This is a genomic window from Streptomyces sp. NPDC059875, assembly GCF_042731085.1.
Lineage (GTDB): Bacteria > Actinomycetota > Actinomycetes > Streptomycetales > Streptomycetaceae > Streptomyces.
Map to the genome: position 1 here is coordinate 160,763 of NZ_JBHWJZ010000011.1, position 15,548 is coordinate 176,310.

The window sequence follows — 15,548 nt, forward strand, 5'->3', positions numbered from 1 at the left end:
CAGGCGGAAACGGATGCGCCACCGTCACGTGGGCTCGTTTCCGTATTGCGGAAGTATTGTTCTACTATGTGGAAGCAATGTAGGTCGGGGGGCCGAGAGCCGTCAAGAGAGGGGGCTCGGACGTTGGCCGAACTCCCTCCCCTCCCGTGGCGGATTGGTGGACGATGGGGGCGGGAAGACAGGGGGTCCGGCGTGGGGTTCGGTGTGGGTGAGTCGGTACCGGTGCGCTGCCCGGAATGCCTCCGTACGCAGCCGTACGCCGCACCGGTCTTCCCGTGCGCCTGCGGCACCCCGGTCGTGCCGCCGGTGATACCCGGGGCGACGGGAGAGCCGGTCACGCACCGTAACTGGACGGACGAGTGGGTCGCGGTCCGCTGCGTCGCCTGCGGCCGCCAGGACGAATGGCCCCACCCGGAGCTGGGCTGCGTCTGCGGCACGGTCCTCCGCGTCCCGGTCCACGAGGCGGGTCCGGCCGACGGCGGTACGTCACCGGGTCGAGCGGGCGACCTGGGTCCGGGCACGGCCGTCGCGCCGGGCGCCCCCACGGGCGGGGTCCACGGCGTGCGGGACCCCATGGACCACCTCGGAACGCCTGGAACGCCTGGCGGGCCCGGCGCGGGCCAGGACACGGCGTCCGGCGGCCCGGACGGGCGCGCCGGACGCGCCCACGGCGGCGGTACGGGCGCCGACCATGACGCCACCGGGCGCGGCGCTGGTCTCCTCGGCCCCGACGGGCACGGCCAGACAGGCGCGACCGGCGCGGCCAGGCCCGGCGCCGGAGCCGGCCCGGACGCCGGGGGTACCGGCCAGGCGGCGGAAGCCCGGGACGGCGGGTGCCAGGACAGCGGGTCCCCGGCCACCGGCGCCGACGCGCAGGGCGGCGGCCACCCGGCCACCGGCCCCGAGGCGACGCGGAGCGCCGACGGAGGGCACCCGGCCTCCGCCGCGGGGCACGGAAGCGGGCACCCGTCCGTGGGCCTCGGCGGCGAGGCCGGCCACGGGGTGGACGAGCACCCGGCCGCCGCCGGGTCCGGAGCCGGACGGCGTCGGGCCTTCGCCGAGCGTTACCCCGCGCACATTCCGCTGCCGCCCACCGCCTCGCACCCCGCGCCCCCGAGGCCCTCGTTCCGGCCCGTGACCATCCGTACCGCCCGGGACGCGGTCGCCGCGTCCGCCGGGTACCTGCGCTGGCTCGGGTTCCGGAACGTCGTCCAGCCCGAGGAGCGGACCGCGTCCGGGGTCGACCTGCGGGCGCCCGGGCTCGTCGCCCAGGTCGACCCGAGCACGCGCCCCGCCGCACTGCGGGCCGTCGAGTGCCTCTGGCTCAACGGACTCAGCAGCTCGGCCGTGAGCGTCTTCTTCTCACTCGCCGGCTACACCCCCGAAGCCCGCTCCCGCGCGGACGAGCTCGGCATCCCTCTCTTCGTCCTCGACCTCACCGGCACGCCCCAGCCGGTCAACACCCCGGCGGACGAGCTGATCACGACCGGCGCCTAGAAGCCCCTCTGTCGGTGGCACCCTCTACGGTCACGGACATGGGCAGCCACTTCCAGACCGTCGTCGACCTCGACGCCACCCCCACGGAGGCGCCCGCGCTCGCCGCGCGCGCCGTCGACTGGCTCGTCGCGCAGGGCATCGTGCGCGCCGAGCGCACCGACTGCGTCCTCGGCGCGCCGCTCGGTCATCCGCCCGGCCCTCGGTGGGCGTCGGCCGTCGCGTACGAGGACGGGGAGCCGAGCGAGGGACTGAGGATCGAGGTCGGGCGCACGGTGTTCCACTCGGGCCAGGACGACGCTCAGCACGCCACCTGCCCGCACTGTGCCTCGCGCACCGCGTTCTACACAGACGACTGGGAGCCGGTCGAAGGCGCCTGGGAGCCCTTCGGCGAGGCCGTCTCCACCTGGTACGACACCGGCGCGGCCGCCGTCGTCTGCGCCGTGTGCGGCCGGACCGGCGACCTGACCGCCTGGAGCTGGGCCGACGACGCCTACGCCTTCGCGTACCTCGGTTTCGAGTTCTGGGACTGGCCCGAGTTCGCTCCCCGCTTCCTCGACGCCTTTGCCGTGGCGCTCGGCGGTCACCGCGTCGTCCGCGTGTGGGGAAAGCTCTAGCGCGGGCCCCGAATCTCAAAAGAACCTCAGATTTCGGCCATTCACGCGTGACGATCACACTCCCCCGGGCACAACACCCTCGGGGGTGGGGCGTCATGCCGTGGGAGATGTGGTGGTTCATCGGTGCGTCCTGCGCGCAACTGCTCCTGGCACTGGCCCTGTTGCGAACCCGCAGCCCCGGACGGGCCGAACTCGCCCCACAGGCCCTGGCGTTGCTCCGGGGCGGGCGGCGGGCCGTCGTCGTCGTGGCGCTGGTCGCACTGCACCAGCGCGGTGCGGTGGCCGCCGGCCGGAAGGGCACGATTCGGGCCAACGGCGGACCCGGACGGACCCGTGACCCCGTCCAGCTGGGGGTGCACAGCTCGCTCCGCCGCGCCCTGGGCCTCCGGGTGCTGGCCTCCCAGCCCCGGGCGCGACGGGCCGTCGACGCCCTGCGCGCCGAGCTCGGCCGGTCGGGGCTGCTGCGCCCGCGCGGACGCCTGCTGACGGCACGGGCCCTGCTCGTCGGCGCGGCGGCGACGATCCCGGCCGGCCTGCTGATCACCGGCCCCGCCGGCGGGGCCCTCGCGCTGGCGCTCGGCCTCGGCGCCCTGCCGGCCGGCGCCGCGCTGGCCTGCCTGTTCCTGCCGCCGACGACCCGCGCCGCCCGCCGCCTCCTCGCGGGGCTGCGCGAACGGCATCCGCTGCCCGCCCATCGCCGGGAGGTCACGGACGGCAATCTGGTCCTGCTGTACGTGGCTCTCTACGGTGATCCCGCGCTCGCCCTCTTCCTCCCCCGCTTCTCGCGCGACGGCGGGCTGCTCGGCCGGGGCGGCGGTACGGACGGCTACGCCACCGGCCGCGGCTGGTTCGGCGGCGGAGGCGACGGTGGCTGGAGCGGAGGGGGCGGCGGCTCCGACTGACGGCGCGCCATACTGTCCTATGCGCATCCGAGCGGCCGCACCGGCCGAACTCCCGCTGCTCCAGGACATCGAGCGGGCCGCGGGCGAACCCTTCCGTTCCCTCGGCATGGCGGTCATCGCCGACGACGAACCCCTGCCGCTTGACGTCCTGGACTCCTACCGGCGGGCCGGCCGTGCCTGGGTGGCCGTCGACGCGACCGACCGCCCGGTGGCGTACCTGCTGGCGGACCCGGTCGACGGGGCCGCCCACATCGAGCAGGTGTCGGTGCACCCGGCCGTCGCCCGCCGCGGGATCGGCCGCTCGCTCATCGACCATCTGGCGGCGGACGCGGCCGGGCGGGGGCTGAGCGCGCTGACCCTGACGACCTTCACCGAGGTCCCCTGGAACGCCCCGTACTACACGCGCCTCGGCTTCCGTCCCCTCGCCGAGTCCGACCCGGACCTCACCGCCGGCCTGCGCGCCATCCAGCGGGCCGAGGCCGCCCACGGTCTGGCGACCTGGCCCCGGGTCTGCATGCGGCGCGAACTGGCCGGGGCCGGGCTCCGACCGGTCTACCCCGCTCCGTAGCGCTGCCTCAGCTCCACCTTCCGCACCTTCCCGCTCACCGTCATCGGGAACTCCGCAAGGATCTCCACCCGGCGCGGGATCTTGTAGTGCGCCAGCCGGTCGCGGCAGTACGCCGTGATGTCGTCCAGGCTCGGCGGGTCCGCGAGGTCGCGCGGGATCACGCAGGCGAGGATCTCCTCGCCGTAGCGATCGTCGGGGACACCGACGACCTGGACGTCGGCGATCTTCTCGTAGCCGTAGAGGAACTCCTCGATCTCGCGCGGGTACACGTTCTCCCCGCCGCGGATGATCATGTCCTTGATGCGGCCGACGATCTGGACGTAGCCGTCCTCGCGCATCACCGCCAGGTCGCCGGTGTGCATCCAGCGGCCGGCGTCCACGGCCTCGGCGGTCTTGTCGGGCTCGCTCCAGTAGCCGAGCATCACGCTGTAGCCGCGGGTGCAGAGCTCGCCGGCGGTCCCGCGCTCCACCGTGTGCCCGTCGGCCGGGTCGACGATCTTCACCTCGACGTGTGGCATGACCCGGCCGACTGTGCCGGTACGGCGCTCCAGGTCGTCGTCGCGCCGGGTCTGGGTGGAGACGGGCGAGGTCTCCGTCATGCCGTAACAGATCGACACCTCGGCCATGTTCATCTCGGCGACGACCCGCTTCATCACCTCCACCGGGCACGGCGAGCCCGCCATGATCCCGGTGCGGAGGGTGGAGAGGTCGTACGAGGCGAAGTCGGGGAGGTTCAGCTCCGCGATGAACATCGTGGGCACGCCGTAGAGCGAGGTGCACCGCTCCTGCTCGACCGCGCGGAGGGTGGCGGCGGGGTCGAAGGACGGCGCGGGGATCACCATGCAGGCGCCGTGCGAGGTGGCCGCGAGGTTCCCCATGACCATGCCGAAGCAGTGGTAGAAGGGGACGGGGATGCAGATCCGGTCCTGCTCGGTGTAGGCGATCATCTCGCCCACGAAGTACCCGTTGTTGAGGATGTTGTGGTGGGAGAGGGTCGCGCCCTTGGGGAAGCCCGTGGTGCCCGAGGTGTACTGGATGTTGACCGGCTCGTCGCAGGACAGCGTGGCGGGGCGCAGTTCCCCCGCCGTACGGGAGAGCAGGTCGTCCCAGCTCGCGTCACCGAAGTAGACGGTTTCCCGCAACTCGGGGCAGTTGCCGTCGACTTGCCCCACCATCGCCCGGTAGTCGCTCGTCTTGTGCGCGAGGGAGGCGAAGAGGAGGGAGATGCCCGCCTGCTTGAGTACGTACTCCAACTCGTGGGCGCGGTAGGCCGGGTTGATGTTCACCATGATGGCGCCGATGCGGGCGGTGGCGTACTGGACGAGCACCCACTCGGCACAGTTCACCGCCCAGATGCCGACCCGGTCGCCCTTGGCGACCCCGCTGCCGAGCAGTGCGTCCGCCAACTTCTCGACGTCCGCGCCGAATTCGGCGTACGTCCAGCGGCGCCCGGTCGGCACGTCGACGAGCGCCTCGCGCTCGGGCCAGGTCGCGACCGCCCGGTCGAGGTTGGCGCCGATGGTGTCGCCGAGGAGGTGGGTGGAGCTCGCCCCGTGTGCGTAGGAGAGCGTCATGCGAGGTCCCCCTCCGCGTACTCCGTGCCCTGGCCCTTCGCCGTGCGCTCGCGCAGCTCGATCCGACGGATCTTGCCCGAGACCGTCTTCGGCAGCTCGGCGAACTCGATGCGCCGTACCCGCTTGTACGGGGCGAGCACCGCGCGCGAGTGGGCGAAGAGCGCCTTCGCCGTCTCCTCTCCCGGCTCCCAGCCGTCCGCGAGGACGACGTACGCCTTCGGGACGGCGAGCCGCAGCGGGTCCGGGGCCGGGACGACGGCCGCCTCGGCCACCGCCTCGTGCTCAAGCAGCGCGCTCTCCAGCTCGAACGGCGAGATCTTGTAGTCGGAGGCCTTGAAGACGTCGTCGGCCCGCCCGATGTAGGTGATGTACCCCTCTTCGTCCCGCGAGCCGATGTCGCCCGTGCGGTAGTAGCCGCCGGCCATCGCCTCGGCCGTGCGCTCCGGGTCGCCGTGGTAGCCGGTCATCAGGCCGACCGGGTCGGTGGACAGATCGAGGCAGATCTCGCCCTCCTCGACGTCCGCCTTGCCGCTCACCGGGTCGACGAGAGTGACCCGGAAGCCGGGGCTCGGACGGCCCATCGAGCCTTCCTTGAGGCGCTGGCCGGGGCTGTTGGAGACCTGGACGGCGGTCTCGGTCTGACCGAAGCCGTCCCGGATGGTGACGCCCCAGGCCCGTCGCACGGACTCGATGACCTCGGGGTTGAGCGGCTCGCCTGCCGCGACGACCTCGCGCGGCGGGTTCGTGAGCTGCGTCAGGTCGGCCTGGATCAGCATGCGCCAGACGGTGGGCGGCGCGCAGAAGCTGGTGACGCCGTTGCGCTCCATCTCGGCCATCAGCCGGGCCGGGTCGAAGCGGGTGTAGTTGTGGATGAAGACGGTCGCCTCGGCGTTCCACGGGGCGAACAGGTTGGACCAGGCGTGCTTGGCCCAGCCCGGCGAGGAGATGTTCAGATGCACGTCGCCGGGCTTGAGACCGATCCAGTACATGGTGGCGAGATGGCCGACCGGGTACGAGGTGTGGGTGTGCTCGACCAGCTTGGGCCGGGCGGTCGTGCCGGAGGTGAAGTACAGCATCAGCGGGTCGTCGGCGTGCGTGAAGCCGTCCGGCTCGAATCGGACGGAGGCGTCCGACGCCTCCTCGTACGAGAGCCAGCCGCTCCGCTCTCCTCCCACCACGATCCGGGTGTACTCCCCCGGCACGTCGTCGAACTTGGCGGCGTCCTCGGCGCGCACGATCACGTGCCGCACCCGGCCCCGCTCGACGCGGTCGCGCAGGTCGACGGGGCCGAGGAGCGGGGTGGCGGGGATGACGACGGCGCGCAGCTTCATCGCGGCGAGCGCGGTCTCCCACAACTCCGCCTGGTTGCCGAGCATGACGATGATCCGGTCGCCCGCCCGTACGCCCCAGGAGAGGAGCCAGTTGGCCACCCGGTCGGAGCGGGCGGCCATCTCGGCGAACGTCACCTTCGTCTCGGTGCCGTCCTCCTCGACGATGTGCAGCGCGGTCCTGTCGTTGCCGGCCGCGATGACGTCGAACCACTCCAGGGCCCAGTTGAACCGGTCCGGGCGGGGCCAGGCGAAGCCCTCGCAGGCCGTCTCGTAGTCCTCGCGGTGCTGGAGCAGGAAGTCGCGGGCGGCCCGGAACCTCTCCGTCGCGGTGGTAGCCGTCATGTGTCCTCCTCGTTGCGGGACCGGTCACCGACATCGTGTAATCAGTGACCCAGGTCTCACTACCCCCGTTCGGGGGTGAAGGAGTGTCGCGTGCCGGAGCAGATGGAAGCGGTGGAGATGCGCGGGGCTCTCCTGCGGCTGCGCCGCGCCACCGGGCTGCAGGTGGTCTTCGGCGGACTGCTGCACGAGGGCAGGCCGCTGCGGATCGCGGAACTGAACGGGGCCGTCACCCCGGCCCTGTACGGACTCGCGATCTCCGCGGGCAGCGGCCTGGGCGGGAAGTGCCTGGCCTTGGCGCGGCCGTGCGCCGTCGTGGACTATCCGTCGGCGCGGCACATCACGCACGAGTACGACGGCCCCGTCTCGGCGGAGGGTCTGCGTTCGGTGATCGCGGTCCCCGTCGTCGTGCGCAGGAAGGTGCGCGGCGTGCTGTACGGGGCGCTGCGGGACGCCCTGCCGCTGGGCGAGCGCATCGCCGACGCGGCGGTGGCGGCGGCGCGGGACGTGGAGCAGGCGCTGGCGGTACGGGACGAGGTGCGGCAGCTGTTGGCGGGAGCGGACGCGAGGCCGACCACGGGGCCCTCGTGGGAGGAGGTCCGCCAGGCGCACGGCGAGCTGCGCGAACTGGCCCCGCAGGTCGCGGACCCGCGACTGCGGGCCCGGCTCCTGGCGGTGTGCGGCCGTCTGGAGTCGGCCTCGGCGGGACCGGAACGCCCACCGGGGGTGGCGCTGACCCCGCGCGAGCTGGACGTACTGGCGGCGGTGGCGTCGGGAGCGACGAACGCGACGGCGGCGGACCGCCTCGGACTGCGCCCGGAAACGGTGAAGGGCTACCTCCGCTCCACGATGCGGAAGCTGGGCGCGCACACACGCTGGGAGGCGGTGGTGGCGGCACGGAGGGCGGGGTTGCTGCCGTAACGGGGGCGGCGCCGCGCCACAGGGCCGGCGTTGGATGCCATGCTCGGCACGCTACGTCCGGGATTGCGGACAGATACCGTCCGCAATCCCGCCCGGCACCGGGCCGGGGGCCCCCTTGCGCGGGCCTCCCCGCTCCGTCGCGCTGCGGGGATTCACCCCGTATATCCTGCCCGGAGACCTTGGCCCGATCATGCACACGGAGATGGACCCCACGATGTCGGAGCGCCGCCCCCGCGCAGCCTGGCGCCGCCAGCCGGAACCGCCGGCCGCGCCGCAGCAGCCGGAGCCGCAGCAGTCCGCACCCGGGGCCGACCCGACCGACCGGCCGAGCGTGGTGCAGGCCACCCTCTACCGGGAAGGCCGCAGAGTCTCCTCCCCCGCGACACTGGCCGAGACGTTCCGCCAGCTGCGCGAGCACCCGGACGGCATGGCCTGGATCGGCCTGCACCGCCCGACGGAGTCAGAACTCCACTCCCTGGCAGGCGAGTTCGACCTCCACGAGCTGGCCGTCGAGGACGCCCTGGAGGCGCATCAGCGCCCGAAGCTGGAACGGTACGGCGACACCCTCTTCGTGGTCCTGCGCGCGGCCCGCTACCTGGACGCCCAGGAGGAGGTGGACTTCGGCGAGCTCCACATCTTCGTGGGCCAGGACTTCGTGATCACGGTCCGCCACGGAGCGGCCCCGGACCTGTCGGCGGTCCGCCACCGCATGGAGGAGAACCCGGACCTGCTGGCCCTCGGCCCGGAGGCGGTCCTGTACGCGATCCTGGACGCGGTGGTCGACGGCTACGCCCCGGTGGTCGCGGGCGTCCAGAACGACATCGACGAGATCGAGACCGAGGTCTTCGGCGGCGACCCCGCGGTGTCCCGTCGCATCTACGAACTCTCCCGCGAAATGGTCGAGTTCCAACGCGCCACCCGCCCCTTGGTGGGCATGCTCCACGGCCTGATGGCAGGCTTCGCCAAATACGGCACGGACGAGGAACTCCAGCGCTACCTCCGCGACGTGGCCGACCACGTCACCCACACCAGCGAACGCGTGGACGGCTTCCGCCAGGCCCTGACGGAGATCCTGACGGTGAACGCGACCCTGGTGACCCAGCAGCAGAACGCGGAGATGCGGGCACTGGCGGAGGCGGGCTTCGAGCAGAACGAGGAGATCAAGAAGATCTCCTCGTGGGCCGCCATCCTCTTTGCACCCACACTCGTGGGAACGATCTACGGCATGAACTTCGACGCGATGCCGGAGCTGAACTGGACGTTCGGCTACCCGTTCGCGATCGGCCTGATGGCGCTGGTGTGCACGAGCCTGTACTTCATCTTCAAGCGGCGGGACTGGCTGTAGGAGTCGGCGCTACGCGGCGGGCTGCTGCTGGGTCACGCAGTGGATGCCACCGCCGCCCGTGCCGAGGCGGTCGATGTTCAGCTGCTCGATGACGCGGTCCGGGTAGAGCCGGGCCAGCGTCGCCCTCGCCGCCTCGTCCGCCCTCGTGTCGCCGAAGTGGGCGCTGATGACGGCGCCGTTGCAGAGGTAGAAGTTGGCGTAGGAGGCGAGGAAGTTCCGGTTGGTGGAGCGGATCTTGTCGTAGTCCGGGCCCTGGAGGCGCATCACGTCCATGGCGCGGCCGGTCGCGGTCGTCGAGGCGGACAGGACGCTGTACTGCCGGCGCGCGTCGCGGGCGTAGGCGTCGGTGTCGCTGGAGAGGGGCATCTGGACGAGGGCCTCGCCGGGGGCCAGGAAGCGGGACGTGGCGTCGACGTGGTCGTCGGTGATGTCCTGGCCGTAGACGCCGTCGAACCAGATGACCTTGGAGGCGCCGTACGCCTCGCACATGGCCGCGGCCAGTCGGCTCTCCGACATCCCGGGATTGCGGTTGCCGTTCACGAGGCTGCTGCGGGTGGCCATCAGGGTGCCGGCACCGTCCTGCTCGATGGCGCCGCCCTCGCCCACCAGGTCGGCGGACGTGAACGGGACGCCGACCCAGGCGGCGATCCGCTCGGCGACGAGGGCGTCCTTGGCGTGGGTCTGCTTGTTGCCCCAGCCGTTGAAGTTGAGGCCCACGGCGTCGAGACCGCCGGCCCCGTCGGTGCGGAAGACGGGCCCGGTGTCGCGCATCCAGCAGTCGTCGACGGGGATGGAGCTGATGACGGTGACCGAGGACCCGCACATCGAGCGGGCCTTGGCGGCGCTCCCGGGGTTCGCGCACATGACGACGGGTTCGTACGTCGCGATGGTACGGGCGATCAGGGAGATGTCCGCCTGAACGCCGCTCAGTTTGCCGGGCCATATCGCGGTGCTGTCCGGCCAGGCCATCCACGTACGGGTGTGGCGGGTGTCCTCGACCGGGACGCGGAAGGCGCCCGCGGCGGCGCGCGCCTTTCCGGTGGTGGTCGTTGCGAGGGCGGCACCTGCGGCGGTCAGTCCGGCCGCCGCGAGGAAGCCGCGCCGGTTCATGCCTCGGTTCATTCATGCCTCCTGTGTGAGGGTTGCCTGCGGGGTCGACAGCTCCTGGCGGGCGGCCGCGATCCGGTCCGGGTTCCAGCCGGGGCGCGGTACGGAGTCCAGGAGCAGCCGGGTGTACGGGTGCCCAGGCGCGGCGAGCACCTCGGCGGTGGCACCGGCCTCGACGACGCGGCCGTGGCGCATGACGAGGACCTCGTCGGTGACGCACCGGACCACGCCGAGGTCGTGGGTGATGAAGAGGTAGGCGATCGTGGTCTGTGCGCGGATGTCGGCGAGCAGGTTGAGGATCTGGGCCTGCACGGAGACGTCGAGGGCGGCGACCGCCTCGTCCAGGACGAGGACGGCCGGCTCGACGGCGAGGGCGCGGGCGATGGCGACGCGCTGACGCTGGCCGCCGGAGAGGTGCCGGGGCAGGGCGTCAGCGGCGCGCGTGCCGAGGCCGACCTGGTCGAGCAGCTCGCGGACACGGGGATCGGGGTCGCGTTCCGGGAAGTGCAGGCGCAGCGTCTCGCGCAGGACCCGCTCGACGCTCGTTCGGGGGTCGAGGGAGAGGTAGGGGTCCTGGAAGACCATCTGCACCTCACGGGCCCGGGCCAGGCGCTGCTCCCGTCCGCGTACCCGGGCCGGCCGGGCTCGGCCCCGTACCCGCACCTCCCCTCCGTCGGCCCGCTCCAGGCCGACGATGATGCGCGCGGTGGTGGTCTTGCCGGAGCCCGAGCCGCCGACGATGCCGAGCGAGCCGCCCTCGGGCAGGGTGAAGGACACCCCGTCCACAGCCCGTACGGTGCCGAAGGCGCGGCTCAGGTCGATGGCGCGCAGCAGGGGTTCAGGCATCGAGGACCGCTCCTTCTCGCGCGAGCCGGTCACTGTGGTGGCAGGCCGTGAGGTGTTCGGGCCGGCCGGGGGCCGGCGCCGCTTCCGGAGCCGCTTCCCGGCAGGTCCGGGTCGCGAGCGGACAGCGGGCGGCGAAGCCGCAGCCGGTCAGCGGGGTGTACGGGTCGGGCGGCTGTCCCGGGATGGCGGCGAGCCGGCCGCCGGGGGTGGTGAGGCGCGGCGCGGAGGCGAGCAGGGCCGCGGTGTACGGATGCCGGGGGCGCTCGAAGAGGACGTCGGCGGGGCCGGACTCGGCGATCCTCCCGGCGTACATCACGTACACGCGGTCGCTGATCGCCGCCGCCAGGTCGAGGTCGTGGGTGACGAACAGCAGGCCGGTGCGGAAGCGCGCGCGGAGGCGGGCGAGGAGGGCGATCACCTCGGCCTGGGTGGTGACGTCGAGGGCGGTGGTCGGTTCGTCGGCGAGCAGGAGGGCGGGGTCGCCCATGAGCGCGGCCGCGATCACCACCCTTTGGAGCATGCCTCCGGACACCTGGCTCGGGTACTTCCGCAGGACGGTGTCGTCCAGGCCCACCGCCGTGAGGAGTTCGGCGGCGCGGGCGGCAGCGGCCTTCTCGTCCATGACTCCGGCCGAGCGGGCTCCCTCGGTGAGGAAGTCGCCGATGCGGCGCAGTGGATTGAGGGCGGCCCGCGGGTCCTGGAAGATCATGGCGGCGGTGCCCGCGCGTACGCCGCGCAGCCGGTCGGCGGCCATGGTGAGGACGTCGTGGCCCTCGACCAGGACGGTGCCCTCGGTGGCGGCTCCGGTGGGCAGCAGTCCGAGGGCGCTGCGCGAGGTGAGGGACTTCCCGGAGCCTGACTCGCCGACGAGGGCGACGGTCTCGCCCGGACCGACGGTGAGGTCCACGCCGTCGAGGACGGGGCGGGCCAGACCGGGGAGGGTGAGGCGCAGTCCCCGGATGTCGAGCGTGGGGGGCGACGAAGCGGAAGGGGTCATCGGTCTCTCCTTGCGACGCGGTCGGCCCAGTGCTCCCCGACCACGTTGAACGCGACGACGGTCAGCACGACGAGGACGCACGGCAGGATCGCGGAGAGCGGGTAGCCGTGCTGGACGGCGGTCTGGCCGTCGAAGACCATGCGACCCCAGTCGGGGGTGAGCGGAGGCACGCCGAGGCCGAGGAAGGACAGGCCGGCCAGGTCCATGAGGGCGTAGCCGAAGTTGATGGTGGACTGGGCGAGGACCACGGGGGCGATGTTGGGCACGACATGACGCAGACAGATCTGGAGCGCCGAGTGCCCCTGGACGAGGTAGGCGCTGACGTACGGGCGGGCGCGTTCGGCCAGGACGAGGGAGCGCGTGAGCCGGCTGACGTACGGGAGGTATGCGAGGCCCAGAGCCACGACGGGGGCGAGCAGGCCCTCCCCGTACACGGAGACGACCAGGATCGCGAGCAGCATGCCGGGGAAGGCGAAGACGAGTTCGGTCGAGCGGGACAGGACGGAGTCCAGCCAGCCGCCGCGCCATGCCGCGGCGGTGCCGACGGCCACCCCGGCGAGGGTGGAGAAGACGACCACGCCGAGCGGACCGAGCAGGGAGGTCCGGGCGCCGAGGAGCAGCCGGGAGAGGGTGTCACGGCCCGCGGCGTCGACGCCGAGCGGGTGGTCGGCGGAGGGTCCGGCGAGCGCGGCGCCGAGGTCGACCGCGTTGGGGTCGTGCGGCACGAGCCACGGCGCGGACAGCGCCGCGAGGACGACCAGGCCCACGAAGCCGAGGCCGGCGAGGTGGAGGGGCGAACGGCCGGAGCCGGCACGGACCTTGGCGAGGCCGGGGCGCCGGGTGAGGACGGCGGTCATGCGGCGGCCCCTCTCGTACCGAGGGTGATCCGCGGGTCGACAAGCGGCAGTACGAGGTCGACGACCAGGTTCACGGCCATGAACAGCGCCACGATGACGAGGGAGATGGCCTGCACGGTCGGGAAGTCCTTGGTCGTGGTGGCCAGTTCGAGGAGCTGGCCGATGCCGCCGATGCTGAAGGCCGTCTCCACGAGGATCGTGCAGACGAGCAGCGTGGAGACGATCAGGCCGCCGGTGGTGAGCACGGTTCCGAGCGAGTTGCGCAGCACATGGCGGCGGATGACCAGGCGTTCGGGCACGCCCCGGCTGCGCGCCACGGTCACGTGCTCGCTGTCGAGGGCTTCGAGCATGGCGGTGCGGGTGACGCGGGCGAGCATGCCGATCAGGTACAGAGCGAGGGCGAGGGCGGGCAGGGTCAGATGCCACACCATGTCGAGGAATCCGTCGCCGGCGCCGCTGCTCGGGAACCAGCCGAGCTTGACGGCGAGGAGCCCCTGGAGCAGGACGGCGGCGACGAAGGACGGGGTGCCGACGGCGAAGGTGGTGGCGACGAGGACGGTGGCGTCGGTGGTGCCGCCGCGTACGGCGGCGATCCGGCCGAGGAGGAGTCCGGCGGTGACGACCACGACCAGCGCCATGGTGATCAGGAGCAGAGTGGTGGGCAAGCGGTCGGCGAGGAGCCGGGAGACCTCGGTGCGGTAGGTGAGGGACCGGCCGAAGTCGCCCTGGACCACGTCACCGAGCCAGTGCAGATAGCGCAGCGCGAACGGGTCGTCGAGGTGGTAGCGGGCATTGACGGCGGCGAGCGCCTCGGGCGAGGCCGAACGGCCGGAGAGCAGGAAGCTCGCGGGGCTGCCGGGCGCCAGGTACATGGCTCCGAAGACGACGAACGAGGCGACGAGGAGGGTGACCGCCATTTCGGCGGCCCTGCGTGCGGCGAATCTGGCGAAGCTCATCGTGCGGCCCCCACGCCCGCGGCCCACGGGTAGTACATGTACGCGATGGTGGTGGGGGCGCCGGTGATCCGCTTGTTGAGGAAGACGGCGGTGGGCCACTCCGCGACGGGGATCCAGGGCAGCCGTTCGGCGGCGTGCTTCTGGAGCTCGCTCTCGATGCGCAGGCGGCGGTCCTTGTCGTAGGTGGCGGTGGCCTGCGCGACGAGTTCGTCGTACCGCTTGTCGCTGTATCCGGCGAAGTTGAGGTACGCGCCGGTCCTGAAGTTCGTCAGGAGGTCGAGCGGGTCGGTGATCGAGTCGTAGTAGGTGAGCGGGAACGCGTCGATGCCCTCGCGCGCCTCCGGGTCGGTGAAGAGAGCCGTGAACGCGTTGGGGGCGACGGACTTCAGGTCGATCCTCAGCCCGATCTCGGTGCCCGCGGCCTGGACGGCGGTGGCGAGGAGGGAGACGTCCTGGCCGATGGAGCTGGTGGCGACGGTCAGGGTCGTGCCGGTGGCGCCGGCCTCCTTGACCAGGGCTCGCGCCTTCTCGACGTCCCGGGTGGTCGGCGGCAGCCCGTCGAAGGCCGCCTTGCGCACCTCGGGCGAGGCACCCGCCCAGGCGGCGCGGGTGGTGAGGGAGCTGGTGACGGTGCCCGCGCCGCCGAGGCCGGCCTGCACGAACCCGGTGCGGTCCAGGGCGAGGGAGAGCGCCCGGCGCACGCGGACGTCGCCGAGCGGGCCCTTCATGTTCGTGATGCCGAGGTTGACGGTGCTGAGGCCCTCGCCGAAGTAGAGGGTGCCGACGCCGCTGTCCCTGAGGCGTCCGTAGCTCTCGGTCGGGATGAGGTAGCCGCCGTCGACCTCGCCGCTGAGCAGGGCGTTCGTCCGGGCGGACGGGTCGGTGAGGAAGCGGAAGACGACCTTTCCGGCCTTGGCCCGGATGCCCCAGTAGCCGTCGAAGCGCCTCAGTTCGAGTGACTGCCCCTTCTGCCAGTCGCCGAGGGTGAACGGGCCGGTGCAGGCGAGGCCACCGGAGGCGCCGTAGTCGGCGCCCGCCGCCGTGACCCCGGCCTTGGAGGCGACGACGCCGGCGGCGGTCGCCATGTACTGGGGGAACTGCGAGTCGGGCTTCTTCAACCGGACGGTCACCTGGAGGGGGCCGGTCTTGCGTATGGAGGCGACGTTCTGGAAGTTCTGCGCCCAGGCGGCGGCGTTCTTCGGGTCGGTCTGGCGGCCGAGGCTGAAGACGACGTCGTCCGCCGTCATGGTCCGGCCGTCGTGGAACCGCACATCGCGCCGCAGGTCGTACACCCACGTCGTCGGCTCGGGGTTGGTCGCCTTCTCCGCGAGTCCGGGTTCGAGGGTGAGCCCGGGCGTCCAGCGCATCAGGCTCTCGCAGACGTTGGAGAGGATGGTGTTCTGCGGGTAGTCGAACGCCATCGTGTGGTCGAGCGTGGGCGGTTCCGCGTAGAGCGCCCATGTGAAGGAGTCGATGTCCCCTTGGGGCTCGGGGGTGCCGACCGAGAGAGCGAACGAGGCACCGGTTCCGTCGGCCCCGCCACGGGGCGGGCCGGCGCAGGCCGCGAGCGCGGTGACGGCGGCGAGGGCGGCAGCCGAGGCGAGGGCCGCGAGCGCGGTCCTGGCGAGGCGGCGTCTCGAGACGCGGGGCGGGGGCGGTGCGGTGCTGCTCATCGTCGCGCTCACTTTCGGTAC

At 72.5% G+C, this 15,548-nt stretch carries 13 protein-coding genes and 1 pseudogene; 6 read left to right on the plus strand and 8 right to left on the minus strand.

Going from position 1 to position 15,548, the window contains the following annotated elements:
- Positions 1-1,068: 1,068 nt before the first annotated feature.
- From ACFV9D_RS16410 to ACFV9D_RS16425, 4 genes and pseudogenes are all read left to right on the plus strand, one after another.
- Positions 1,069-1,497: pseudogene (locus ACFV9D_RS16410) on the plus strand (hypothetical protein); the annotation flags it as partial.
- A 38-nt stretch (positions 1,498-1,535) separates the two neighbouring features.
- Positions 1,536-2,111, plus strand: a complete 576-nt coding sequence (locus ACFV9D_RS16415; RefSeq protein ID WP_385145954.1) for a hypothetical protein — start codon at positions 1,536-1,538, stop codon at positions 2,109-2,111.
- Positions 2,112-2,206: 95 nt separating this feature from the next.
- On the plus strand, positions 2,207-3,013 hold the full coding sequence (locus ACFV9D_RS16420) for a TIGR04222 domain-containing membrane protein (protein WP_385145956.1): 807 nt from the start codon (positions 2,207-2,209) through the stop codon (positions 3,011-3,013).
- A gap of 19 nt (positions 3,014-3,032) precedes the next feature.
- Positions 3,033-3,581 carry a GNAT family N-acetyltransferase gene (locus ACFV9D_RS16425; protein WP_385145958.1) on the plus strand — a complete coding sequence of 183 codons (549 nt, stop codon included), beginning with the start codon at positions 3,033-3,035 and terminating at the stop codon, positions 3,579-3,581.
- Here the strand turns inward: ACFV9D_RS16425 and ACFV9D_RS16430 are convergent.
- Together ACFV9D_RS16430 and ACFV9D_RS16435 are read right to left on the minus strand one after the other, a co-directional pair.
- Positions 3,566-5,155, minus strand: a complete 1,590-nt coding sequence (locus ACFV9D_RS16430; protein WP_385145960.1) for an AMP-binding protein — start codon at positions 5,153-5,155, stop codon at positions 3,566-3,568. The genes ACFV9D_RS16425 and ACFV9D_RS16430 overlap by 16 nt on opposite strands.
- Positions 5,152-6,828 (minus strand): AMP-binding protein, encoded by a 1,677-nt coding sequence (locus ACFV9D_RS16435; protein ID WP_385145962.1) that lies wholly within the window; start codon positions 6,826-6,828, stop codon positions 5,152-5,154. Before ACFV9D_RS16435 ends, ACFV9D_RS16430 begins: the two co-directional genes overlap by 4 nt.
- Positions 6,829-6,918: 90 nt before the next feature.
- Here ACFV9D_RS16435 and ACFV9D_RS16440 point away from each other — a divergent pair, with 90 nt between their 5' ends.
- Positions 6,919-7,746, plus strand: coding sequence for a response regulator transcription factor (locus ACFV9D_RS16440; RefSeq protein ID WP_385145964.1), 828 nt, complete (start codon positions 6,919-6,921; stop codon positions 7,744-7,746).
- A 214-nt stretch (positions 7,747-7,960) separates the two neighbouring features.
- Positions 7,961-9,091, plus strand: coding sequence for a magnesium and cobalt transport protein CorA (locus ACFV9D_RS16445; RefSeq protein ID WP_385146045.1), 1,131 nt, complete (start codon positions 7,961-7,963; stop codon positions 9,089-9,091).
- A 9-nt stretch (positions 9,092-9,100) separates the two neighbouring features.
- On the opposite strand, the gene ACFV9D_RS16450 is transcribed toward ACFV9D_RS16445, so the two are convergent.
- Genes ACFV9D_RS16450 through ACFV9D_RS16475 form a run of 6 tightly spaced genes read right to left on the minus strand, consistent with a single transcriptional unit; the run spans position 9,101 to position 15,527 of the window.
- On the minus strand, positions 9,101-10,213 hold the full coding sequence (locus tag ACFV9D_RS16450) for an agmatine/peptidylarginine deiminase (RefSeq protein ID WP_385145966.1): 1,113 nt from the start codon (positions 10,211-10,213) through the stop codon (positions 9,101-9,103).
- The gene (locus tag ACFV9D_RS16455) at positions 10,214-11,044 is read right to left on the minus strand and encodes an ABC transporter ATP-binding protein (protein WP_385145968.1); all 831 of its coding nucleotides are present in this window, start codon (positions 11,042-11,044) and stop codon (positions 10,214-10,216) included.
- Complete coding sequence (locus tag ACFV9D_RS16460; protein ID WP_385145970.1) at positions 11,037-12,041, minus strand: ABC transporter ATP-binding protein; 1,005 nt, start codon at positions 12,039-12,041, stop codon at positions 11,037-11,039. The genes ACFV9D_RS16455 and ACFV9D_RS16460 overlap by 8 nt, the downstream gene beginning before the upstream one ends.
- Positions 12,038-12,898, minus strand: coding sequence for an ABC transporter permease (locus ACFV9D_RS16465; protein WP_385145972.1), 861 nt, complete (start codon positions 12,896-12,898; stop codon positions 12,038-12,040). The genes ACFV9D_RS16460 and ACFV9D_RS16465 overlap by 4 nt, the downstream gene beginning before the upstream one ends.
- Complete coding sequence (locus ACFV9D_RS16470) at positions 12,895-13,854, minus strand: ABC transporter permease (protein WP_385145974.1); 960 nt, start codon at positions 13,852-13,854, stop codon at positions 12,895-12,897. Before ACFV9D_RS16470 ends, ACFV9D_RS16465 begins: the two co-directional genes overlap by 4 nt.
- Entirely contained in the window at positions 13,851-15,527 is a 1,677-nt protein-coding gene (locus tag ACFV9D_RS16475) for an ABC transporter substrate-binding protein (RefSeq protein WP_385145976.1), read from the minus strand. Before ACFV9D_RS16475 ends, ACFV9D_RS16470 begins: the two co-directional genes overlap by 4 nt.
- Between the last annotated feature and the right edge of the window lie 21 nt (positions 15,528-15,548).